A 23,890-nucleotide genomic window follows, 5' to 3' on the forward strand; every position below is an offset into this window, starting at 1 on the left:
ATAGGAATCCTATAGGAATTTCGATGCCCGCCAACACGGGCACCGCTGCCGTCTCTTAGTGCGAGAGCGGCTCGCCGAAAGCGGAAACAATGGTTCCCACCGGGCTGTTGCCGGCCAGCAGCGCCGCCAGCAGAATGCGGGCCTGTCCCGGGCGAAGCGTGGAAGAATGCACGGCACCGGCCGCGACAAGGTCATGTCCGCCACCGCCGCCGCCATAACTTGCGACGAGACGGCCTTCCGGCACACGACTGGAAACGACGACAGGGACGCCGCGTTCCGCGCAGCGTTTTACCGCCTCGGCAATATCAGGATTGGCGTTACCCGAACCGAGCGCGGCGAGCACGATACCTCTAGCGCCCGCCTGCAGGCTCGCGTCGATATGGGCGGCGTCACAGCCGGGATGGATGGCGACGATATCAACCCTGATATCGGTGACGGGAGCAGCAAGGTTCGGCGCTGCGGCCTGAACCAGTGGTCGCGCCGAGCGGAAGGCGTCCGCCGCATCCGCACTCAGCTTGTAAAGCCCCCAGGCAGGCAGACAGCGACCGCCAAAGGAGAGAAGTACGCCCTTTGCGGCATTCTGCGGATCGAGCGCGGTTTTTATGGCCTGCGCCAGATTGGCGGGGCCGTCTGCATCCGGGTGGTCTGCCGTAAACTGCGCACCGGTGAAAACCACCGGCTTGGTGAGAACGTGCTGCAGATTGACGACCAGCGACGATTCTTCCATCGCGTCGGTACCATGGAGAACAACGACGCCCGCCACCGCGGGGTCATTGAGTTCCACGCCTACCGCATCGCTGATGCGCTGCATGTCTGCCAATGTCAGGCTGGAGGAATCCTTCGCCATCAGATCGATCGGCTTCAGCCGGGCGCTGATCTGCGGCACCAGCGCCAGCAGGTCTTCGCCGGAAAGGCTGGGCGTACTGGCGCCATCGGCACCACGCCGGCTGGCGATTGTGCCACCGGTGGCGATGACCGCCACCAGTGGAGTTTCACCCTGCCCGCTCAATGCGACGGCCCCGCGCCGGCCGCACGTTCAGCCGCCAGACGGTGGATACGATCGCGCAGCAGATACCAGCCGATGACCAGCGCCGGGATGATGACCAGCAGCGAAGCGATGGTCCAGGAGCCGACGGGATAATCGAACGCCATCAGCACCAGCACGCCGAACAGGAAAATCAGCGTGAGAATGCCGGTATAAGGCGCGCCGAACATGCGGAAATCCGGACGCGCGATTTCGCCGCGCTGCGAAAGCTGCCAGAGCTTCAACTGGCAGAGTACGATGACGGCCCATGCGCAGATGATGCCAAGCGCCGAGAGGTTAAGGGCGATTTCAAAGGCCGAAGCGGGAACGACTGCGTTCAAGGCGACGCCGAGAACGGTAACGACGGCGGTAACCGCAATGCCGCCATAGGGCACGCCGGCCTTGTTCATCTTCGCAAGTGCGGCCGGAGCCGAGCCGGAAACCGCCATGGAATGCAGAATGCGCCCGGTGGAATAAAGACCGGCGTTGAGCGAGGAGAGCACGGCAGTCAGAACCACGAGGTTCATGATCACGTCAGCGCCCTCTACGCCGATGGAGCCGAAGAAGGTGACGAACGGGCTCTCGCCCGCCTTGTAGGCGGTATAGGGCAGGAGCAGCGTGAACAGCAGCACCGAACCGACATAAAACACGACGAGGCGCAGAACGACGGCGCGGATGGCGCGGGGCATGACCTTGCGCGGGTCTTCGGTTTCTCCCGCCGCCGTACCGATCAGCTCGATCGAGGCATAAGCGAAGACGACGCCCTGAATGATGACGAAGGCCGGAAGAATGCCGTTGGGGAAAAAGCCGCCATTATCGGTAATGAGGCTGAAACCGGTGACATGGCCCTCGATGGGCGTGCCGAAGATGACGAAATAAACGCCGACGACGAGGAAAATGGCGAGTGCCACCACCTTGATCAGGCTGAACCAGAATTCCAGTTCGCCAAAGACCTTCACCGACAGCATGTTCATCGCCAGCACGACCAGAAGCGCCGTCATCGCGAAGACCCACTGGTCGATGCCCGCGAGCCACGGAACATATTGCTTGAAGAAATTCATGTAGAGGGCAACGGCGGTCACATCCGCCACCGAAGTCATCGCCCAGTTCAGCCAATACATCCAGCCGGCGGCAAAGGCCATTTTCTCGCCGTAGAACTCACGGGCATAGGAGACGAAGGAGCCGGAGCTTGGGCGGTGCATGATCAGCTCGCCAAGCGCGCGCAGCACCAGAAACGCGAAGAAGCCGCAAAGCGCGTACACAAACACCAGTGCCGGACCCGCCTGCGCCAGCCGGCCGCCAGCGCCGAGAAACAAGCCCGTGCCGATCGCGCCGCCGATGGCGATCATCTGGATCTGCCGCGGCTTCAGGGCCTTGTGGTAACCGAGTTCTTCTTCGACGAAGACCTCACGCTCGGCAGATGCCGTTTTCCCAGAATGCATGGATTTATCCTCCCGATAAAACGCTTTTAATCGGCAATAAGCCGGAAATCAAAGTGGAACTGGCGCAGTCCCCAAGGCTGGAAATATGGCCAGCATGCACAGGTGTGCTGTAAAGCTGCATGACAGATTTTCGCCCCTCATAATGGCAGATAATGCCGTTCGTCAAGGGTATTCGACATGATTGACCTTCTCCTCAGCCCAGATTAAGGTCGAAAAATCTGTAAGACAGCTTTACAGATATAGCAACACTTAAAAGCCAGTGGAGGAAAAAGTGAGTGTGACGCGCAGGGAGCATGATTTGCTCGGAACGAAGGAAATTCCGGCGGATGTCTATTGGGGTGTGCACACCGCACGCGCGGTAGAAAACTTTCAGATCACCGGGGTGACCATCGGCCACAACCCTTATCTCGTCCGGGGATTAGCCTATGTGAAGGAGGCGGCCGCACGCGCAAATCACGAACTCGGCCTGCTCGACACGGAACGAATGGAAGCGATCGCTGCGGCCTGCCGCGAAATTCGCGCAGGCGCGCTGCATGAGCAATTCGTGGTGGATGAAATCCAGGGCGGAGCCGGCACCTCCACCAACATGAATGCCAATGAGGTCATCGCCAACCGTGCGCTTGAACTGCTTGGCCACGAAAAAGGCGACTATGCCCGCCTTCACCCCAACGACCATGTCAATCTCAGCCAGTCGACCAATGACGCCTATCCGACGGCGGTCAATGTCGGCCTGATCGAATCAATCGACGATCTGGCGGCCTCCATGGGCGTGCTGAAAGATGCTTTCGACCGCAAGGCACAGGAATTTGCCGGCTTCATCAAGATCGGGCGCACGCAATTGCAGGACGCCGTGCCGATGACGCTCGGCCAGGAATTCCGCACGTTTGTGGTGATGCTGGGTGAAGATCAGGCCCGCCTGATCGAATCCGCCGCCCTGCTGCACGAGATCAATCTTGGCGCCACCGCCATCGGTACCGGCCTTAATGCGCCGCGCGGTTATGCGGCGCTTGCCTGCCAGCATCTGGCAGCGCTAACCGGCCGACCGCTGGTAACGGCAGTAGACCTCATTGAAGCGACGCAGGATCCCGGCGCATTCGTGCATCTGTCCGGCGTGCTGAAGCGGGTGGCCGTCAAGCTGTCGAAAACCTGCAACGATCTTCGCCTGCTCTCCTCCGGCCCGCGCGCCGGCATCGGTGAAATCACCCTGCCGTCGGTTCAGGCGGGTTCCAGCATCATGCCCGGCAAGATCAATCCCGTCATTCCCGAAGTCGTCAATCAGGTCGCCTATGCCGTCATCGGCAACGATATCACCATCACCATGGCCGCCGAAGCCGGGCAGCTGCAGCTGAACGCCTTCGAGCCGATCATGGTGCGCGCGCTGTCCCAGAGCATCAGCCAGCTCAGTGCCGCCTGCCGGACACTGGCGGAACGCTGCGTTGACGGCATCGTCGCCAACCCCACCATCATGGCGCAACGTGTGGAGGAATCGATCGGTCTTGCCACCGCGCTCAATCCGCTGATCGGTTATTATGCGGCAACGGAGGTCGCGAAAGAGGCGCTGGCCAGCGGCCGCACCGTGCCGCAGGTGGTTCTGGAACGTGGATATCTGACGGAAGCGCAATTGCAGCAGGCGCTGAGCCCGCGGCACCTTGCCAACCTGCCGGCACTTACGGTTGACGAGCCCGATCTTCTCCAATGATCGTCGTCACCACCTGCTTCACCTGCCCAAGGTGAAGCTCCATCGCTTCGCGCGCCTCGGGTGCTGAACCCCGCCGGATCGCTTCGACGATCCGGCGGTGCTCGTAATTCGACGCAACGCGACGACCCGCCATCAGATTGACCATCTCGGATTGCTGAGACACAGCCTCGCGGGCATCAGCGACCACCTTGGCGAAGAGAGCATTGGCGGAAGCCTCCGCGATGGCGCAGTGGAATTGCCCATCCAGCAGCACCCAGGGGTGCGGCCTCTCTTCGACTTCCATCCTGTCGCAGAGGTGCAGCAATATCTCCAACTGGGCATCGGTGCGCCGGAGCGCCGCCCATCCGGCCGCCGGCACCTCGATGAAGGGACGCGCCTCGATCAGATCGCGGGCGGAATAAGCGCCGTAATTCAACTCGGAAGGCGGCGTCGGCGTCATCACATAGGTGCCGCTTCCGGTGCGGGTCTGCGTCAGCCCTAAAGTCTGGAGAGATCGCAAAGCCTCGCGAATGATCGGTCGGCTGACGCCATATCTTTGCGCCAGATGCGCCTCGGAAGGCAGCCGTGTACCGACCGCAATCTGCCCCGAGGTAATCGCTGAGCGGATATCTTCAAACACCGCTTCCGCGGCGTTCTTGCGATTGATCGGCTGTGCATCCGCAAGCCAATCCGACAACCCGCCCATCTTTAAACCCTCCGCACCCTCAATGTGCCTGCCATCCAGCAATGAAGGGATGGCCGCCGCTCACGCGGCTAAGCCGACCTTCCTAACACTATCCGGCCAGATGGAACAACGACGGCGGATATTTTTATCGGAGGAAGGAGGCGGCGACCGCTTCCTTCCAATATCATGCCTTCACTTCCTGTGCCTCCGGCTCGTCATCCTCACGCGGAATGCGGAACCACGCGACATAAAGCGCCGGCAGGAAAAGCAGCGTCAGTGCCGTGCCGACCACGATACCGCCCATCATCGCATAGGCCATCGGCCCCCAGAAAATCTCCCGCGAAATGGGGATGAGGGCAAGTGTGGCCGCCGCCGCCGTCAGCATGATCGGCCGCATGCGGTGCTCTGTCGCCTCGACCACCGCGCGCCAAGCCGAGACGCCCTCGCTTCTCAGATGCTCGATCTGCACGACGAGGATGACCGAGTTGCGGATCAGGATGCCGATCAGGGCCAGCACGCCGAGAATGGCGACGAAGCCCATCGGCGCATTGGAGAGAAGCAGCGCCACCACCACGCCGATCAATGCGGTCGGCGCCACGGCGAAGACCAGGAACAGCCTGCTGAAGCTTTGCAGCTGCAGCATCAGGATGGTCGCCATCGCAAACAGCATCAGCGGCACCACGGCAACGATCGGCGCTTGCGAATCCGCGCTGGATTCCACCGAACCACCCGTTTCCAGCTTGTAGCCGACGGGAAGCGTTTTCTGGAACGCCTCGATCTTCGGCTTCAGCTGCTCCACGATCGTTGCGGGCTGCGTCGGACCGATAATGGCGGCCTTGACCGTGATCGTCGGGATCCTGTCACGACGCCAGATGGTCGGCTGTTCCAGTTCGTAGCGGAAGTTGGCGATAGCCGACAGCGGCACGGCCTTGCCGTTGGTCGCCGGCAATTGCAGGTTCTGCAATGTTTCGATGGAGCCGCGCTCCGACATCTGCGCCCGCGCTACCACATTGACGAGATAGATGTCGTCCCTGACCTGCGTGACCGTAGACCCTTCGACAATGCTGTTCATGGCATTGGCAATGTCTTCGGACGAAACACCAAGCTGGCGGGCCTTGTCCTGCAGAACGTCGACCTTGACCACACGGGTCGGCTCGTTCCAGTCCATGACCATGTTGGACAGCAGCTGGTGTTCGCCGACGATGCCCGACAATTGTTGTCCAAGCTCACGAACCTTCTGGATATCAGGACCGCTCAGGCGATATTGCACTGGTTTCCCGACCGGCGGGCCAATATCGAGCAACTTCACGAAGGCGTCGGTGCCGGTGAAGGTCCGGTTCAGGTAATCCTGCAACTCGGCGCGCACCTTGTCGCGCACATCCAGCCCCTTGGTAACGATAACCGTCTGGCCGAAGGTGACATCAGGCGTCTGCACGTCGAAGGAGAGGATGAAACGCGGTGCGCCTTCACCGACATAGGTTGTCCAGTGGTCGATGTCCGGGTTCTTCGCCAGCGCCTCCTGCTCGAACTGCGCCATCTGCCGGTTGGTTTCGGCAATCGAGCTGTTCTGCGGCAGGTTCCAGTCAACGATAAGCTCCACGCGGTCGGATGACGGGAAGAACTGCTGCTGCACGAGGCTCATGCCGCCAACGGAAAGACCGAACAGCGCGATGGTGAGGATGATCGTGACCCAGCGCCAGCGCAAAGCCCGGCCGAGAAGCCACGAGAAGGCGGACGCAAAACGCCCCTTCTTCTCGTGATGCGATTTCATCGTCTTCGGCAATATCGTCACGCCGAGCAGCGGCGTGAACAGGACCGCGACGATCCACGACACCACCAATGAGACGGCGATCACCACGAAGAGGGTAAATGTGAATTCACCCGCCGCGCTGTTGTTGAGGCCGACGGGAATGAAGCCGGCGACGGTGACCAGCGTGCCCGTCAGCATCGGGAAGGCGGTCGAGGTATAAACATAAGTCGCCGCCTTTCTGAGATCGTCTCCGAGTTCAAGACGCGCGACCATCATCTCGACGGCAATCATCGCATCATCGACGAGAAGCCCGAGCGCAATGATGAGGGCTCCGAGAGAGATGCGCTGCAGCGAAATGCCGGTATATTCCATATAAACAAAGGTGATTGCCAGCACGAGCGGGATGGAAACCGCAACCACCATGCCGGCCCTGAGGCCAAGGCTGATGAAGCTGATGACGAGAACGATGGCGATCGCTTCGAAGAGCGCCGAAGTAAAGCCCGATACCGCCTCATCAACCACGGCGGGCTGATCGGATACCCGATGCAGATCGACGCCAACAGGCAAATCCGCGACGATGCGCTTCATCTGCGCATCCAGCGCCTCGCCGAAATGCACGAGGTTCGCACCGGTTTTCATGCCTATGGCAAGACCGATGGCCGGTTGGCCGTTAAAGCGGAACAGCGAGGATGGCGGATCGACATAACCGCGCCGGATCGTCGCCACTTCCGTCAGCGGAAAGAACCGGTTGTTGACGCGCAGGTTGATGGACCGCAGGCTGTCTTCCGAGGTGAACTGACCGCTGACGCGCAGCGCCACACGCTCAGGGCCGGCATTGACGAAACCGGACTGGGTAACGGCGTTCTGGGATTGCAGCGTCTTGATGATCGACTGCTGATCGATGCCGAGCGCCGCGATCTGCCGTGTGGAAAATTCCAGATAGATCGCCTCGTCCTGCGCGCCGATAACATCCACCTTGCCGATATTGTCGACGGTCAGAACTTTTGCGCGGGCATCCTCCACCAGATCGCGTAATTGCCGCTGGCTGAGGCCATCGCTGGTGAAGGCGTAGATATTGCCATAGACATCGCCGAAGCGGTCGTTGAAGAACGGACCGACGACGCCCGAGGGGAACTCGCCCTTGATATCACCGATCATGTTGCGCACCCGCACCCATGTCGGTTCAACGTTCCTGGCCTTGGTTTCCGGCACCAGCTCCACGAAGATCGTCGTGCGGCCGGCCACCGTCTGGCTGCGCAGATGGTCGAGATTGTCGAGTTCCTCGAGTTTCTTCTCGATCCTGTCGGTCACCTGCCGGGCCACGTCCTCGGCCGAAGCGCCGGGCCATTGCGCACTGATTACCATCGTCTTGATGGTGAAGTTCGGATCTTCCTCACGGCCGAGGTTGAGATAGGAGAAAACGCCGGCAAGAACGAACACCAGCATGAAGTACCAGACGAGCGAACGGTGTTCGAGCGCCCAGTCGGAAAGATTGAATTTCTTCACTGACGGACCTCCTGATCGATCCTGATGGCTTGCCCATCCTTAAGCTTGTGAACGCCGGCACTGGCAACTCGCTCGCCGGGTTTGACGCCGCCGGTAATGCGCACGCTGCCGCCGTCAACCGGCTCGCCCGCTATCGTAACCAGACGCAGCGTCACCGTTGCCGTATCGGCGTTGACGATCCAGACGCCCCATCCATTATCGGTTTTCAGCAAGGCTGATGCGGGAAGCGCAATCTGCGGTTCGGATGCGGCAAGCACCGAGGCCGTGACGACGGAGCCCAGCCGGAAGGCCGCGGGCGCATCCTGCAGGCTGATCTTCGTGCGACGCGTGCGCGTCGCTGTTTCGGCCTCAGGAGCGATTTCGCGCACCACGCCGGTGGTGTGTATTTTCGGATCGAGCTGCAGGGCGATCTCGAAGGTCGAGCCGATTTCCAGCCGCTGCGCCGCAAATTGCGGAACATCCACCACCACATCGCGCACTTCCGGGCGGGCGATGGTCACGACCGTCTGACCGGCCGAAACGACCTGGCCGATTTCGCCCGATGTGGCGGTTACCACGCCGTCAAATTCTGCACGCAATTGCGCATAGCCAAGCTGCTCTTCGGCCTTGTCCAGATTTGCCCGCGCCTTGGCAACGGCGGCATTGGCGGTGCGCGTGGCCTGTTCGGCCTCTTCCAGCGCGGCTTCAGTACCGCTGCGGGCCTCGGCCAGCACGCGCTGGCGTTGTTCGGTCGTCACCGCATTGGCGAGTTGCGCTTCCGCATTGGAAAGATCGGACTGCGCGCTCTTCACCGACAGTTCGAGTGCCAGCGGATCGATCGAAGCAACCACATCACCTTTCTTGACCAGATCGGCCACATCGACATTGCGGGCGATGATCCGGCCGAGAACGCGAAAACCGAGATCGGTCTGGATGCGCGATTCCACCGTGCCGGTGAGCCGCAGCGCATCGGGCGACTTCTCTTCCACCACAACGGAGAGTACCGTACGCGGTGCCTCCGCGGCGGCTTCCTGCTTTTCCTGGCAGGACGAGACCGCGATTGCCGCAATGAGCAAAACCAAGCTTCTGTTTATCCTGAACATTATTGTGCCTGTCCCTTTTCATAGGCGACCTTTTCACCGGCCCGCAGAAATTTTGTCCCGACCGTGACGACGATATCGCCGGGGTTGAGCCCGTCCGCGACGACAAATTGGCCGGTCTCGTAGTCGGCGACCTCGATCTGGCGCATGGCGATTTCCGAAGATTGCGGATCGACAATCCAGACGGCAGGAAGACCGTTCTGCGATGTCATCGCCGACCATGGAAGCTCGATGGCATCGACCTGTTTGAAGCGGAAATGGCCGGATACGGGTGCACCGAGCGGCATGGTCAAATCGCCGTTGAGGCCAACCTTGACCCTGATCGTCCCATTGTCCGGATCGATCGTCGGGGAAATCTCCCGCACCGGCGCCGCAACCGTACGGGACGGATCCGACAGGAGGCTGACATTGACGAGATTGTCGATATCACGCTCGAGGAACAGCGATTCGTAGACATCGAAAACCGCATCGCGCGGCCCGTCATGCGCCAGCGTGAAAACAAGCTGCGCAGCCTGCGCCACCTGGCCGACCTCGACATTACGCGCCGTGATCACACCATCCGCATCGGCCCTGAGTTCGGTATAGGAAAGCGCATCGCGGGCCGTATCGAGCTGCGCCTGCGCCGATCTCACCGCGCCCTGCGTGGTGAGCAGGGTTTCCTGGGCCTTGTCGACCGCCGAGCGCGAGGTCACCTGTGTCTTGAACAGGCTCTGCTGGCGGTCGAACGTCAGTTGCGCCTGCGTTTGCTGCGCTTCGGCCGATTGCAGGTTGGCGAGCGCGACATCGATGTCGGCCTTCTGCTCTTCGGGATCGATGCGGGCGAGCAATTGCCCCTTCGTCACCCGCGCACCCACATCCACCAGCCGCTCGGTGATCTTGCCACTGACCCGGAAGGACAGGTCCGTCTGAACCCTTGCCCTCACTTCGCCGGTGATGACGCTGCCACGCTCTACCGGCTTTTTCACCGCCGTGACCACATCGACGTTCCGCAGCGGCTTTTCGGCCGGCGGCTCTTCATTGCTGCAGGACGACAGGGCAAAAACACCGCCGACCGCCAGCGCGATAAGAATGGTTTTCATGGTGACCTCTTGATCTTCGCCCCATCCTATAATATTTGACTGACTGAATAGTCAATGAAATTCTTATGCCGCCGATCCGGAACCGTTCGGGCTTAACGCCGAGCTCCCGGAGGATTATCGAAGATGTGCCCGGGGCGTTCTTGGGAGACACCGGGAATAGGCTGAAGAATGAACCACGCACCACCTGCAAAAATCGATTCCGGTTTTTGTGCCGGTGCGATAGGCAGGCCATCAATGACGTCCGCCGCTCACGACGGATAGAAGGGCACGCGCCGAAAATACCTGAGGAGCCGGGGTCATGACGAAAACAAAACTGACACGTGCAGAACAGAAGATACAACGTCCGTTGCAAATTCTCGATGCCGCATTTGAGGAATTCACCAAAAGGGGATTTACGGCAACGCGGGTAGAAGACATTGCCGACCGGGTGGGGGTGACGAAAGGGACGGTCTATGTCTATTTCGAAACCAAGGAGGCCCTTTTCGAGGCTATGGTGAAGCACGCCTCCACGCCGTTCCGGGAGGTGTTCCGGGCCTATGCGCATAAGTCAGACGATCCCGTCGAGGAGCTTCGCCTGCTGCTCGAATTCCTGTTCGACGCACTCGTCGACAACCGAAAAATGCGGGAACTCTTTCGTCTGATCGTCGCCGAAGGCGCAAAATTCCCCGAACTCATCGACCAGCACCATGACACGATGATGGTCCCGGTCTTTGCACGCATCGATGCGATCCTCGAAGAGGGCGTGGCGAAAAAAAGGTTCAGGGCCAATCCTCCCGAACTTGCCAAGGTGGTGATGTCACCCATGGTCGGGACATTGGTTTTCCGGCTGATTTTCGACGACCGACGCATCCTGGACAAGCAGGCCGTGCTGAAGGTCCATCTCGACCTGATCATGCGCGGATTGCTGACTCCATGAGCATTTTCAAAACCCCTCTCTCAACCGACGCCGCCAATGCAGACATATTTGAGTTCAGTATATTCCTCGATCCCATGGCGTGACCCCTCCCGCCCGAGGCCCGACATCTTGACGCCGCCGAACGGCGCTTCAGCAGTGGAAATCGCCCCCGTATTGACGCCGACCATGCCATATTCAAGCGCCTCGGCAACCCGGAACACGCGGGAAAGATCACGGGCATAAAAATAGGATGCAAGGCCGAAATCGGTATTGTTGGCCTGCGCGATCACATCCGCTTCATCCTCGAAACGGAAAAGCGGGGCGAGCGGCCCGAAGGTTTCCTCACGCGCCACCTGCATACCGGCATCGACATTGCGCAGGATCGTCGGCTCGAAAAAATTGCCGCCCAGCGCGTGTCTTTTGCCGCCCGCTGCAATGTCGGCGCCTTTCGAAAGCGCATCGGTAATATGGGCTTCCACCTTGGCAACGGCGTTGCCATCGATGAGAGGACCGAGAATGCTTCCCTCCTCCAGCCCGTTGCCGACCTTCAACTGTGAGACGGCGCGTGCGAATTTTTCAGCGAAGGAGTCATACACGCCACGTTGTACATAAAGACGGTTGGCGCAGACGCAGGTCTGGCCATTATTGCGGAATTTGGCGAGGAGCGCGCCTTCCACGGCGGCATCGAGATCGGCATCGTCGAAAACGATGAAGGGAGCATTGCCGCCAAGCTCCAGCCCCAGTTTCTTGATGGTCGGCGCGCATTGCCGATAGAGATGTTCACCCGTGCGGGTCGAGCCGGTGAAGGTCAGAAGACGGATATCGGGGCTCGCCGTCAGCACCCCGCCTATTTCAGCAGCGGGACCGGTCACGATGCTGAAAAGTTCGAGCGGCAGGCCTGCGCGCTCGGCGAGAATGGCAAGTGCTATGGCCGAAAACGGCGTCTGCGGCGCAGGTTTCAACACCACCGCGCAGCCGGCGGCCAGCGCCGGGCCGACTTTACGGGTAATCATGGCATTGGGAAAATTCCACGGCGTGATGGCCGCAACCACGCCGACCGGCTGGCGCAGAACCAGAATGCGCTTGTCCGGCTGATGGCCGGGCACCGTCTCGCCATTGATGCGGCGTGCCTCTTCGGCGAACCATTCGATGAAACTTGCGCCGTAGGCAATTTCACCTTTGGCCTCAGTAAGCGGCTTTCCCTGTTCCAGCGTCAGGATCATACCGAGATCGTCGCGGTTTTCCATGACGAGCCGGTGCCACGCCTTCAGGATAGCCGCACGCTCACCGGCGGTGCGGCGCGCCCATGCCTTCTGGGCAATCACGGCGGCAGCGATTGCGTCCTGCGTTTCCGCTGCGCCGAGTTCGGGAACCTGTCCGACGATCTCCCCTGTTGCGGGGTTGCGGATCCTCGCCGTTTCACGACCATCGCAGCCGATCCATCGGCCTGCCACGGGCACTTTTTCATTGAGGAGTGTTGGATCACTCAGATGCATGGCCAATCCCTCAACAGAAAACCTGCGCCGACGCCGGGTCGAAGGCAAGATGCACGAGATCGCCACGGCTCAGTCCGGAAATCGCGTCGTGGCCGAAGGGCAGCCGCACGGCAAGCGGTTCACCTGAACCGGTATAGGCAACAACATGGACGTTGTTGCCAAGGAAGGTGATGTCGCTGACCGTGGCCTGAAAACCGGCGGCGGAAGCCAGCTTGCTCCGGCTGAGCTGCAGACGTTCCGGACGCAGCATCAGCGCCGCCTTCGTTCCGGGCGCGGCTTCGCCATGCACCGGAATATGATCGAAGACGATATCCCGGCCGAGCGAAACCGTCGCCTTTCCACCCGATGACGAGAGCAGATCGCAGGCGATAAAATCGCTGTCGCCGATGAATTCGGCCACGAAACGGGTGGTGGGGTGAGCATAAAGCTCCGGCCCCGTGCCGATCTGGTCGATCACCCCTTTCGAGAACACGGCGATCCGGTCGGAAAGGCGCAACGCCTCTTCCTGATCGTGGGTGACGTAGAGGATCGTCACTTCCGTCTGCTGGTGAATACGGCGGATTTCGAACTGGATTTCCTCGCGCAGCTTCTTGTCGAGCGCCGAGAGCGGCTCATCCATCAGAAGAACCGGCGGATCATAGGCAAGGGCGCGCGCCAGCGCCACGCGCTGCTGCTGACCGCCGGACATCTGCGCGGGCTTCCGGTCCTCGAAACCTTCGAGACGAACGAGCCGCAGCATCTCCTTCACCTTGGCATCGATCTCCGCCTTGCTCTTGCGGCGGACCTTCAGCGGAAAGGCGATGTTCTCACCGACCGACAGATGCGGAAACAGGGTATAACGCTGGAAGACCATGCCGATATTGCGTTTGTGCGACGGCGTCGACAGCAGGCTTTCACCATTCAGCAGGATGTCGCCCGCCGTCGGCTGCTCGAAGCCGGCGAGAATATAAAGCGTTGTGCTCTTGCCCGAACCGGACGGTCCGAGAAACGTCATGAACTCGCCCGGCTGCACCTCGAGATTGACGTCCTGAACGGCGACGACCGGCCCGTATTGCTTAGCGATACCGCGAATTTGCAGGAGCGGTTTGGTCATGTTTTCAGTCCTTTTCGCACAGCCGCGACAAGCAGCATGAGAATGATGGTCACCGCGATGAGAAGCGTTGAGGCGGCAGCGATGACAGGCGTCAGATCCTGACGCAGCGTCGCCCAGATTTTCACCGGCAGCGTCTGCAATGTGGGGCTTGCCATGAAGATCGCCAGCACCACCTCATCCCAGGAGGTGAGGAAGGAGAAGATCGCCGCCGAAAACAGGCCGTGGCTGATGGCGGGCAACGTGATGCGGATTTTCGCCTGTAACGGGCTTGCGCCGCACAGCACTGCCGCATCCTCTATCGACTTGTCGAAACCTTCGAGCGCACCGGTCAGCGCCAGAATGGAAAAGGGCAGCGCCACGACGAGATGGGCGATGACGAAGCCGGTGGTGGTGCCCGCAAGGCCGAGTTTCAGGAAAAAGGCGTAGAGCGCCACGGCAAGCACGACGACCGGCAGGATCATCGGTGTCATGAACAGCGCCCGCAGCGTGCTGCGCCCGATGAAACGGCCGCGCACCAGCCCGAAGGAGGCGACAAGACCGATGAGCACGGAAAGCACCGTGACCATGAGAGCGATGCGCAGGCTCGTCCAGGCGGCATCCAGCCAGCGTGGATCGGCAAAGAAATCCGCGTACCATTTCAGTGTCCAGCCGGGCGGCGGAAAAATCAGCCATTGCGACGAGTCGAAGGACAGCGCGGCGATGAAGACGATCGGGAGGATCAGAAATGCCGAGGTCAGCACGGTGATGAGAAGCAGCAGCCATTTCCAGAGGCCGAGGCTGTTATAATTCAAGAGCATGTCAGCGCCCCCCTGCCCCGGCCGCGCCGAAGAATTTCAGCTGCACGGCGTAAAAAGTGAGTGTCACCACCAGCAGCACCAGTGCGGCGGCCCCGCCCATGCCCCAGTTGACGAGCGACTGCACGAATTGCGCGATGAGTTCGGCCAGCATCATGTTCGCCGTGCCGCCGAGCAGCGCCGGGGTGACGAAATAACCGAGCGACATGACGAAGACCATCAGCGCGCCGGAGATCATGCCGGGTGCGGCGAGTGGAATGAGCACACGGGTCAGCGCCTGCCAGCTGGTTGCGCCGCACAGCGACGCCGCCTGGAGAATGGCGGGATCGATCTTGCGGATGACGCCATAGAGCGGGATGATGATGAAAGGCAGCATGATATAGGTCATGCCGATCGTCACGCCGGTAAGATTGTTGACCAGCGCCAGCGGCTGATCGATGATACCCAAACCCATCAGCGTCTTGTTGACGACGCCCGTGCGCTGCAACAGCACCATCCATGCATAGGTGCGCGCCAGAAGGTTGGTCCACATCGACAGAAGCAATATCGCGAAAACGATGGAGGCAAGCCGCGTCGGCATGATGGCAAGCGCCCAGGCAACCGGAAAACCGATCACCAGTGACACAAGCGTGACCAGTGCTGACACCGCGAAGGTGTTGAAGAAAATCTTCAGATAGGTGGAGCTGCCCAGCAGTGCCGCATAGTTGCCAAAGCCGAAGACGGGTTCGGTGACGCTGCGCGACAGCAGGATCAGAACCGGAACGACAAAGAACAGGACAAGCAGAACCAGCGCCGGCAGGGTGGCGGCAAAATTGCCGGGCCGGACGGGCATTCGCGCCGTCGCCTTCGTGCTGACTGTTTCATCGGTTAGCGAGACCATGTCCAAACCTCCCCGGACGTGGAAAATCGCGCGGGCGTTTCGCTGCCCGCGCCGTTATCTTATTTCGCCTGCCAGGCGTACCAACGCTCGCCGATTTCATCGCGGTGCTGCGCCCAGTAGCCCATATCGGCATCGACCTGGCTTGCGGTCTGCTGGTCCGGCAGGGTTTTCGCCGTTTCCGGATCCATCAGCTTGGCGGATTCGATGTTAACAGGAGCGTAGCCCGTCGCGGTCGCCATATCCGCCTGCGCCTGCGCGGAGGTGGCGAGTGCGATGAACTTCATCGCCGCATCCTTGTTCTTCGTTCCCTTGGGCACGACGAGGGAATCCGCTGCGGTGATGTTCTGTTCCCAGGAGGTCTCCACCTTCACGCCGCTCTTCTCGAGCGCCGTCATGCGGCCGTTCCAGACGCTGCCGAAGGGCGCTTCCGCCGATGCGATCAGCTGCTGCGACTGCGCCCCACCAGACCACCAGATGATATCGAATTTGATGGTATCCAGCTTCTTGAAAGCGCGGTCGAGATCAAGCGGATAAAGCTTTTCGGCGGCCACACCGTCGGCCAGAAGCGCAGCTTCTATCACGCCCGGTGCGGACCACTTGTAGAAGGTGCGCTTGCCGGGAAATTTAGCCGTATCGAACAGATCAGCCCAGCTTTTCGGGCAGGCGGCCACGGCGTCGACATTGCAGCCGATGACGAAGGAATAATAGAAGCTGCCGACGGAATAATCCGTCACGAAACGCGGATCGAGCTTCGTCTTGTCGATGACGGCGAAATCGAGCTTCTCCAGCAGGCCCGTCGGCCCGGCCTGCGCGGCATAGTCGCCTTCGACATCGACCACATCCCATGTCACGCCGTTTGCCTCGACCATGGCCTTCAGCTTGCCATAGTCGGTCGGGCCGTCCTGAAGCACGTTGATGCCGCTCGACACCATGAATTTTTCGGCCCAGGCCGCCTTCTGGGCGTCCTGCGTGGTTCCTCCCCAGCTGGAAAAAACCAGATCATTCGCCTGTGCAGCTGCACCGAGGGCGAAAAGTGCTGCGCATGTCGTCAATACCAGTTTCGATCTCATGTTCCCTTACTCCGTTTTAGAGCTTGTCGTTGGCATGCACGTCGCGACCGGCGGCTTTCAGTTGAGCGGTGAAAAACGCGCCGGCTTCATGATCTTGTTTTCGGCGACTTCGATGAGGTCGCGGATTTTCGGCAGAAACGACAACCAGCGCGGATCAGCCATCAGCTTCGCGCGTCGCTCCTCGCGGTCATCAAGGCTCGCAAAAGCCCAGATATGAACAATTTCGTTGATCGGGCCGATCTCGGAAAAGAAGTAACCCACCAATTCGCCGAGATGGCTTTTCTGGATTTCGATACCCTCTTCTTCCACGACCTTGAGATAGGCCGGGATGGCGCCGTTCTTCAGCCTGTAGGTGCGTATCTCGTAAAACATCGGCTCACCGCATCACGAAAGGATCGGGGATCGGGTCGTCGGAGGTGCGCAGCCATATGGTCTTGGTACGCGTATAATCGAGCGCCGCCGCAATCCCGCCTTCGCGTCCATCACCTGAGAGGCCAAAGCCGCCGAAAGGCGCGATCGGCGAGACGGCGCGATAGGTGTTTACCCAGACGATGCCGGCGCGGATCGCCTTCATCAGCCGGTGGGCACGCGTCAGGTTCTGCGTGAAGACGCCGGAGGCGAGGCCATAAACCGTGTCATTGGCGAGCGCGATGGCTTCCGCCTCGGTTTCAAACGAAACAACCGAAAGAACGGGACCGAAAAATTCCTTTTCCATGGAGGGTGAACGGATGCCGTCGCAATCGAGAATGGTCGGCCGATAGAAATAGCCGTCGCCATCGACAGACGCGCCGCCCGTCATCACTTTCGCACCGGCATCCACGGAGGCGGAAACCAGCGAGACGATGTGCTGGCGCTGGCGCTCCGTCGCCAACGGCCCCACTTCCGTCGCCATATCCAGCGGCGAGCCAATGCGGATTGCCTCAGCCTTCGCCGCCAAAATCTCGAGGAAACGGTCCTTGACGCTTTTTTCGATAATCAGGCGCGATCCGGCAACGCAGCTCTGGCCGGTCGCGGCAAAAATGCCCGCCACCTGCGCATTGGCGGCGCTTTCGAGATCAGCATCGGCGAAAACGAGGATCGGCGACTTGCCGCCGAGTTCCAGCGAGGTGGAGGCAAGGTTTTCAGCCGAATTGCGAACGATGTGACGCGCCGTTTCCGGGCCGCCGGTAAAGGCGATATGGGCCACCTTCGGATGGGTGGTGAGCGCATTACCGCAGGACGCGCCAAAACCGGTGACGATATTGACGACGCCGGCGGGAAAACCGGCCTCGTGCACAAGACGCGCAAATTCCAGCAGCGGTGCCGGTCCGTCTTCCGACGCCTTGACGACGAGGGTGCAGCCGGCGGCCAGCGCCGGGCCGATCTTGACGGCGGCGAGAAACAGCTGACTGTTCCACGGCACGATGGCCGCCACCACGCCAACGGGTTCACGCCGCAGCCAGACATCCATATCCGGCTTGTCGATGGGCAGATAGGCGCCCTCGATCTTGTCAGCAAGCCCGGCATAATAACGGTAGTAGTCCGCGACATAGGCGATCTGTGCCGACGTCTCGCGAATGATCTTGCCGGTATCGCGGGTTTCAAGTTCGGCAAGCGTCTTGGCATTTTCGGCAACCAGATCAGCCAGCCGGTAAAGCAGCTTGCCGCGCTGGGTCGCCGTCAGTTTCGACCAGGCGGCATCCTCGTAAAGCGCCCGATGCGCGGCCTCGACCGCGCAGCTGACATCCGCCTCGCGGCTTTCAGGCATGTCCGCCCAGGGCGCGCCGGTTGCCGGGTCGAGGCTGGAAAAGCTCGCCTCACCATTCTCGAAACGTCCGTCGATATAGCATTGAAAACGGCGCATCGTTTACTCCTTGAAAGCCGGCATGACATCGGAAAGAAAGCGCTCCAGCGAGGCCTTCTTCCGCTCGAAGCTCATGCCGGTATCGATCCAGAAAGAATATTCGTCATAACCCATGGCCTCATAGGCTTTGAGCCGGGTAATGACCTCATCGGCACCACCGACGACATTGTTCTTGCGCATGACATTACCGGACAGCATGGCGTTCCCGGCAATATCCTCCGGTGCAATGCGCTCGATCAGACCCTGATGAACCGGCTTTTCGTTTTTGAACCACGCGAAGAAATAATTGTAATAGACGCTCATCTCATGGGCCGCCTGCGCGATATCGGCTTCATCGGAACCGACATAGGTGTGGCGCAGCAGCATGATTTTCGGCCGCTGTTTTTCCGGGTTTTTGGCGCAGGCGTCGTTGAAGCGGCCCATCAGGGTTTCCACCTCGTCGTCGCCCTGCCAGAGCGGCGTCACCTGCACATTGCAATCGTTGGCAACGGCAAATTCATGCGAATTCGGATCGCGCGCCGCCACCCAGATTGGCGGGAACGGCTGCTGTAGCGGTTTGGGGGCAGAGGTTGTGGCCGGAAATTTGAAGAACTCGCCGTCATGGGCATAGTCGCCCGCCCACACACCTTTGATGGCAGGGATCAATTCACGCATCCGCTGGCCCGCACCCCAGGCATCGAGGCCGGGAAGCAGCCGCTCGTACTCGAACGAATAGGCGCCGCGTGCGATGCCGATATCGAGACGGCCATCACAAATGAGGTCCGTCATCGCCGCTTCGCCGGCAAGTTTGATCGGATGCCAGAAAGGCGCGATCACCGTACCGGTACCAAGACGCGCCGTTTTCGTGCGTCGCGCCAGATCGGCGATGGTCACGAAGGGGTTCGGAGCGATGGTGAAATCCATGCCGTGATGTTCGCCGGTCCAGATGGCATGCATGCCGCCACGGTCAGCGATTTCGCAGAGCGTCACGAACTCCTCATAGAGCGTCTTGTGATCCTGCGAGGCGTCCAGCCGTTCCATATGAACGAAGAGGGAAAATTTCATGGGTTTGCCGCCTTCATGGAGATGGGATGGACCTTGCCGGCGGTCTCGTTACCGACATAAACGCCGAAATTGCCGATCGAACTTTCCAGCACGAAACGATTGACGATATCCGCAGTCGCGCCGGAATCGAATGTTGCGCCACTCAGTGCGGCAGGCGACAGGAAACGGCCCTGACGCGGCGCGTCGTCACCATCGGCAAGCGCGTGGTAGACGATATGCTGGCGTCCATCCGCCTTGTTTTCAAAAACCGAGTAGAGAAAGCCCGTCTTGACGGAGAGCCCGGTCAATTCTTCCAGCCGCGATGTCAGCGCTGCGACCGGATCGCCGCCTGCAACGAGGCAGCCGGGCAGCGACAGCACATCATCCCCAACGAGGTAGATTTCACCGCGCCGTTCAAGAACCGCGCCAACGGCAATTTCACCCTCAGCCGCTGCCGACACCGCCTTGGCGGCCAGCATCGGTGTGAAATAACCGCCCCGCGCATAACCGAGGCCGTTCAGGCCGCTATTCTCGAAGGCGCCGATACGGCCGAGCAGGATGACATGGTCACCCGCCTGGATAACCTCCTGCATCGCGCATTCAAACCAGGCCGCGACATCGGCAAAGACCGGCGAACCCTGCGGCGCATCCGACCACACAGCGGCGGCAAAGCGGTCTTCCACCGGCCGGGCGAAAGTGTTGGACAGGTCTTTCTGGCTTTCCGACAAAATATTGACGGCAAAGTTTTTCGCGCCGGTCATCGTCGCAAAGTTGCGCGAGGTGCGGGCAAGGCAGATCAAAAGCAGCGACGGATCGAGCGAGACGGACGTGAAGGAATTGGCGGTGAAGCCGATGGGGTGTCCCGCATCATCCCGCGTGGTCACAATCGTGACGCCCGTCACGAAAGCGCCGAATGCATCGCGCAAAGCGCGTGGGTCAAGCGTTGCAACAGTCATTGCGGCTCCTCCTCTTCAGCCAGCCATTCGGCCATCAATGCATTGACAGTTTCAGGTGCGGTCAGATTGACCATGTGCCGGTGGGCATCGACGATGCGAGCGTAACCGCGCGGCGTGATCGCCGCCATCTGCTCGGCCATCAGCGGCGTCGAATTAGGGTCATCAGAACCAGTCAGAAAAAGCGCCGGGCAGGTGACCGAGGGCCAGCGATCCGCATAGGTCTCGTCCCCGCCCGCAAATGCGGTATAGGCGACCGCGTAACCTTCCGGATCGACCATATCCAGCCAGCCCCGCGTCAATTCCCGCGCGTGCAGGCTTTTGGGATCGTCGCCGAACCAGCGCAGCAACGGGCCTTCCTTGTCCACGCCGGTGGTGCGGATCGATGCCGCGCGGGCAAGAACCGCAGCCTTCGCCACCGGATCACGGCGATAGACACCGTTCAGATAACCGACGCGTGCAATGCGATCGCCGAAGGTCGCAGCGGCCCCGCCGGAAATCAGCGCACCCATGGAATGCCCGGCAACATTGGCGCGCGTAATCCGCATATCGTCAAGAAACCGGCCGAACCAGCCGACGAAATCCGTAAGCGTGCTACCGGCGGGCAGACGCTCGCTGCCGCCATGCCCCGGCATATCGACAGCGATGACGCGGTGCGTTCTGGAAAACACCTCGATCTGCGGTTCCCACGCTTCGAGCCGCATTCCCACACCGTGGATGAGGATCAGATCCTCACCGGCACCGGCCTCGAAATAGGCCGCCCCGCTCTCGGTCGTCTTGCGAGGGAGCGCGGCAGCACCTGCCTTTGCAACATTGACCGATGATGTGGTTGCCGCCTCCTGCATTTGCATAGCCCTCAAACGCCGGCCGGATTGGTGACATCCTGACCAAGATCCTTCAGATCCTGATACCGGTCACCGATGCGGTGGTGGGGCCGGCCGCCGACGGAAGCGCCGAGTGCGACGACGATCTCGTCCGCAGCCGGAGCGTCCGGAACGGAGGTCTGGATGGTCAGATAATGCGAACGACGGCCTTCATCGTTCTTGTCCATCAACGGGATCATGATCGGCGCATTGCCTGGACCACGGGTGTTGCAGAAGGCGAGATAGGACTTGGCGCCAACCGCGTGACGATAATGATTGCCGAAACGCAGCGTGTGGATGAGTGCGGAAGCGTGTTCGATCTCGCCATCCAGCCCGACAACCGCTGCCTTGCCATAGGCCTCCACCGCCTCTCCGGAACCGACGGCATCGAGGATCATCTTGGTCAGCAATTCACCCAGCACCGGCGCGCCCGCATGAATTTCCGGCTTCAGATTTTCCACGAAGCCTTTGCCAGCCCATGGATTTTTCACGACCGCGATGGCGGTGAACAGCTTCAAAGGCGTCGCGGCAGCCTTGCCTCCCTCAATCAACGTCGTTTCGACCTGTAGCAGGGTCTTGCGGATCTGGATGGACATGCGTGCTTTCTCCGTAAATATGATAGCTTATGGTATGCCATAATACAAAACTGTCAAGTGCCAGACATGCGCCGTTGAAAAATGGCACATTAGGCAGTTTTTCCAGTGGCTTACGTTTTAGAAATCGTCGATGCTGCCGTCATAGGCCAGTTCATAGAGACGCGTCATTTCGGGTGGCGTTGGGACACGCGGGTTGTTGGCCGGCGTGCCGGAAGCAAGACCCTGACGCACCATTTCCGGCAGAAGCTCGAAATAGCGGCTCTTATCGATGCCGAACTCCTGCGGGGTCGGCACCTTCAGCCGTTTGTTCAGGCCGATGAAGGCCTCCACCAGCTTGGTGCCGGCGACCCGGTCGCTGTCCGTGGCGGCAGCACAGCCCAGCGCACGGGCGGCGGCGGCATACTGCGGCAGAGCGGAATTCAGCGAAAACTGCGTGACCAGCGGCAACACCATCGCATTCGACATGCCGTGCGGCACGTGGAAAAAAGCCCCGACCGGCCGGCTAAGGCCATGGATCAGCGCTGTCGATGTATTAGAGACCGCAAGACCGGCATGGGTCGCGCCCAGCATCATCGCTTCGCGCGCATCCCGGTCATCAGGGTTATCAGCCACTTTTTCGAGATTTGCCCCGATCAGTTTCAGCGCGGAAAGCGCCAGTGCCTCGGAATGGGGGTTGCCGTTGCGGTTGACCAGCGCTTCCAGCGCGTGGGTCAGCGCATCGATACCGGTATCGACCGTAACCCGGTAAGGGCAGGTCAGCGTCAGCTCGTAATCGATGATGGCGGCGACAGGCAAAGCGGCGGTGCCAAGGATCAGCATTTTTTCGCTTGCCACCGTATCCGTCACAACGGCGGCGCGGGTCACTTCCGATCCGGTTCCGGCGGTCGTGGGGATGGCAATCACCGGCATGACGGCGAAATCCACGATCCGTGGCACCTTCAGGGCACGCAGCTCTTCGCCGCTGGTCGCGACGATGGCAGCCGCTTTTGCGGTATCGATGGCGCTGCCGCCGCCGAGTGCCACGAGACCATCATGACCGCCATCTGAAATGCGTTTCACCAAAGCGGCGATCGAAATGTCCGTCGGGTCTTCCACGACATCGGCGAAAATGGCGGCTTCGATGCCTTCGCCACTAAGCGCCTGCAAAAGTGTATCGGCATGGCCGAGCTTTTGCATGACCGGGTCGCAGACCAGCAAGGGGCGAGAGACCCCCAGTGATTTCAGCACAGCCGGCAATCGGAAACGACTGCCGCCGCCGATCAGCATTTCACGGGGCATCAGGACACGGTTTATCATTGCGGTTCTCCGCCACTCTTATTCTGCGTTGTTCGGAACGGCTAAAGGCCCTATGACCTGAAACGGAATATCGCTATCCGGCTCAGGCCGAGATGAGCCTAATGCGCCAGGATTTTCGAGAGGAACGAGCGGGCGCGCTCCGTCTTCGGGTGGGTGAAGAAGCTGTCGCCCTCGCCGATCTCAACGATTTCGCCGCCATCCATAAAGACGATCCGGTCCGCCACCTTGCGGGCAAAACCCATCTCATGCGTCACCACCATCATCGTCATGCCCTCCTGCGCCAGCGAGACCATGACATCGAGGACCTCGTTGATCATTTCCGGATCGAGCGCCGATGTCGGCTCGTCGAAAAGCATGGCAACCGGGTCCATCGCCAGCGCGCGGGCAATGGCGACACGTTGCTGCTGGCCGCCCGACAATTGGCCGGGATATTTCTTCGCATGCGCCGTTAGCCCCACCCGCTCAAGCAGGGCGTTGGCCTTGGCAAGCGCTTCCGCCGGTGAGCGGCCGAGAACCTTCTCCTGCCCGATGCTGAGGTTTTCGAGGATCGTCATATGCGGAAAAAGCTCAAAATGCTGGAACACCATGCCCACTTTGGAGCGCAGCTTCGGCATGTCGGTCTTCGGGTTGGTCACTTCCACCCCGTTGACGGTGATGACGCCGTTGCCGATCGTCTCAAGCGCGTTCACACATTTGATCAGCGTCGATTTGCCGGAGCCGGATGGGCCGCAGATGACGACGACTTCGCCCTTGGCAACATTCAGGCTGCAATTGGTCAGAACCTGAAAATGCGGACCGTACCATTTATTGATGGACTGGAGTTCGATCATGCTGGTTGTTTGCGA

At 60.4% G+C, this 23,890-nt stretch carries 21 protein-coding genes; 2 read left to right on the forward strand and 19 right to left on the reverse strand.

Annotation, left to right across the window (positions count from 1 at the left end):
* Nucleotides 1–55: 55 nt before the first annotated feature.
* Nucleotides 56–1,009 carry an asparaginase gene (locus FCH38_RS11975; RefSeq protein WP_153514388.1) on the reverse strand — a complete coding sequence of 318 codons (954 nt, stop codon included), beginning with the start codon at nucleotides 1,007–1,009 and terminating at the stop codon, nucleotides 56–58.
* Nucleotides 1,006–2,466 carry an amino acid permease gene (locus FCH38_RS11980; protein ID WP_153514387.1) on the reverse strand — a complete coding sequence of 487 codons (1,461 nt, stop codon included), beginning with the start codon at nucleotides 2,464–2,466 and terminating at the stop codon, nucleotides 1,006–1,008. Before FCH38_RS11980 ends, FCH38_RS11975 begins: the two co-directional genes overlap by 4 nt.
* A gap of 271 nt (nucleotides 2,467–2,737) precedes the next feature.
* Between FCH38_RS11980 and FCH38_RS11985 the strand changes: the two genes are divergently transcribed.
* Nucleotides 2,738–4,165, forward strand: a complete 1,428-nt coding sequence (locus FCH38_RS11985) for an aspartate ammonia-lyase (RefSeq protein ID WP_336510795.1) — start codon at nucleotides 2,738–2,740, stop codon at nucleotides 4,163–4,165.
* On the opposite strand, the gene FCH38_RS11990 is transcribed toward FCH38_RS11985, so the two are convergent.
* From FCH38_RS11990 to FCH38_RS12005, 4 genes are all read right to left on the reverse strand, one after another.
* Nucleotides 4,134–4,850 carry a FadR/GntR family transcriptional regulator gene (locus FCH38_RS11990; protein WP_174373895.1) on the reverse strand — a complete coding sequence of 239 codons (717 nt, stop codon included), beginning with the start codon at nucleotides 4,848–4,850 and terminating at the stop codon, nucleotides 4,134–4,136. The genes FCH38_RS11985 and FCH38_RS11990 overlap by 32 nt on opposite strands.
* A 163-nt stretch (nucleotides 4,851–5,013) precedes the next feature.
* Nucleotides 5,014–8,085, reverse strand: a complete 3,072-nt coding sequence (locus FCH38_RS11995; protein WP_174373896.1) for an efflux RND transporter permease subunit — start codon at nucleotides 8,083–8,085, stop codon at nucleotides 5,014–5,016.
* A complete protein-coding gene (locus FCH38_RS12000; protein ID WP_174373897.1) occupies nucleotides 8,082–9,167 on the reverse strand; it encodes an efflux RND transporter periplasmic adaptor subunit in 1,086 nt (361 codons plus the stop codon). The genes FCH38_RS11995 and FCH38_RS12000 overlap by 4 nt, the downstream gene beginning before the upstream one ends.
* Nucleotides 9,167–10,243, reverse strand: coding sequence for an efflux RND transporter periplasmic adaptor subunit (locus FCH38_RS12005; protein WP_174373898.1), 1,077 nt, complete (start codon nucleotides 10,241–10,243; stop codon nucleotides 9,167–9,169). The genes FCH38_RS12000 and FCH38_RS12005 overlap by 1 nt, the downstream gene beginning before the upstream one ends.
* 298 nt (nucleotides 10,244–10,541) lie before the next feature.
* On the opposite strand from FCH38_RS12005, the gene FCH38_RS12010 reads away from it, so the two are divergent.
* Nucleotides 10,542–11,159 carry a TetR/AcrR family transcriptional regulator gene (locus FCH38_RS12010; protein WP_174373899.1) on the forward strand — a complete coding sequence of 206 codons (618 nt, stop codon included), beginning with the start codon at nucleotides 10,542–10,544 and terminating at the stop codon, nucleotides 11,157–11,159.
* A 20-nt stretch (nucleotides 11,160–11,179) separates the two neighbouring features.
* Here the strand turns inward: FCH38_RS12010 and FCH38_RS12015 are convergent, their stop codons facing one another.
* The 13 genes from FCH38_RS12015 to FCH38_RS12075 all read right to left on the reverse strand — a co-directional run bounded on the left by FCH38_RS12015 (nucleotide 11,180) and on the right by FCH38_RS12075 (nucleotide 23,875).
* Nucleotides 11,180–12,634 (reverse strand): NAD-dependent succinate-semialdehyde dehydrogenase, encoded by a 1,455-nt coding sequence (locus FCH38_RS12015; RefSeq protein WP_174373900.1) that lies wholly within the window; start codon nucleotides 12,632–12,634, stop codon nucleotides 11,180–11,182.
* A gap of 10 nt (nucleotides 12,635–12,644) precedes the next feature.
* Complete coding sequence (locus FCH38_RS12020) at nucleotides 12,645–13,727, reverse strand: ABC transporter ATP-binding protein (RefSeq protein ID WP_174373901.1); 1,083 nt, start codon at nucleotides 13,725–13,727, stop codon at nucleotides 12,645–12,647.
* Nucleotides 13,724–14,524, reverse strand: a complete 801-nt coding sequence (locus FCH38_RS12025) for an ABC transporter permease (protein WP_174373902.1) — start codon at nucleotides 14,522–14,524, stop codon at nucleotides 13,724–13,726. Before FCH38_RS12025 ends, FCH38_RS12020 begins: the two co-directional genes overlap by 4 nt.
* A gap of 1 nt (nucleotide 14,525) precedes the next feature.
* The gene (locus tag FCH38_RS12030; protein ID WP_174373903.1) at nucleotides 14,526–15,401 is read right to left on the reverse strand and encodes an ABC transporter permease; all 876 of its coding nucleotides are present in this window, start codon (nucleotides 15,399–15,401) and stop codon (nucleotides 14,526–14,528) included.
* Between the two features lie 59 nt (nucleotides 15,402–15,460).
* Nucleotides 15,461–16,471: a polyamine ABC transporter substrate-binding protein gene (locus FCH38_RS12035; RefSeq protein ID WP_153514378.1), complete on the reverse strand. Its 1,011-nt coding sequence runs from the start codon at nucleotides 16,469–16,471 to the stop codon at nucleotides 15,461–15,463.
* Nucleotides 16,472–16,528: 57 nt separating this feature from the next.
* Nucleotides 16,529–16,843, reverse strand: coding sequence for an NIPSNAP family protein (locus FCH38_RS12040; protein ID WP_149899570.1), 315 nt, complete (start codon nucleotides 16,841–16,843; stop codon nucleotides 16,529–16,531).
* 4 nt (nucleotides 16,844–16,847) lie between these two features.
* Nucleotides 16,848–18,314, reverse strand: a complete 1,467-nt coding sequence (locus FCH38_RS12045) for an aldehyde dehydrogenase (protein ID WP_174373904.1) — start codon at nucleotides 18,312–18,314, stop codon at nucleotides 16,848–16,850.
* 3 nt (nucleotides 18,315–18,317) lie between these two features.
* Nucleotides 18,318–19,358: an LLM class flavin-dependent oxidoreductase gene (locus FCH38_RS12050; RefSeq protein ID WP_174373905.1), complete on the reverse strand. Its 1,041-nt coding sequence runs from the start codon at nucleotides 19,356–19,358 to the stop codon at nucleotides 18,318–18,320.
* Nucleotides 19,355–20,293, reverse strand: a complete 939-nt coding sequence (locus FCH38_RS12055; RefSeq protein WP_174373906.1) for a flavin reductase — start codon at nucleotides 20,291–20,293, stop codon at nucleotides 19,355–19,357. The genes FCH38_RS12050 and FCH38_RS12055 overlap by 4 nt, the downstream gene beginning before the upstream one ends.
* Nucleotides 20,290–21,135 carry an alpha/beta fold hydrolase gene (locus tag FCH38_RS12060; protein ID WP_174373907.1) on the reverse strand — a complete coding sequence of 282 codons (846 nt, stop codon included), beginning with the start codon at nucleotides 21,133–21,135 and terminating at the stop codon, nucleotides 20,290–20,292. Before FCH38_RS12060 ends, FCH38_RS12055 begins: the two co-directional genes overlap by 4 nt.
* A gap of 11 nt (nucleotides 21,136–21,146) precedes the next feature.
* Complete coding sequence (locus tag FCH38_RS12065; RefSeq protein WP_153514373.1) at nucleotides 21,147–21,749, reverse strand: amino acid synthesis family protein; 603 nt, start codon at nucleotides 21,747–21,749, stop codon at nucleotides 21,147–21,149.
* A 117-nt stretch (nucleotides 21,750–21,866) separates the two neighbouring features.
* The gene (locus FCH38_RS12070) at nucleotides 21,867–23,045 is read right to left on the reverse strand and encodes an iron-containing alcohol dehydrogenase (protein WP_174373908.1); all 1,179 of its coding nucleotides are present in this window, start codon (nucleotides 23,043–23,045) and stop codon (nucleotides 21,867–21,869) included.
* A gap of 98 nt (nucleotides 23,046–23,143) precedes the next feature.
* Entirely contained in the window at nucleotides 23,144–23,875 is a 732-nt protein-coding gene (locus FCH38_RS12075; RefSeq protein WP_153514800.1) for an amino acid ABC transporter ATP-binding protein, read from the reverse strand.
* Nucleotides 23,876–23,890: the final 15 nt, after the last annotated feature.

Origin of the sequence: Agrobacterium tumefaciens, assembly GCF_013337285.1 — a bacterium.
GTDB classification, from domain to species: Bacteria; Pseudomonadota; Alphaproteobacteria; order Rhizobiales; family Rhizobiaceae; genus Agrobacterium; species Agrobacterium burrii.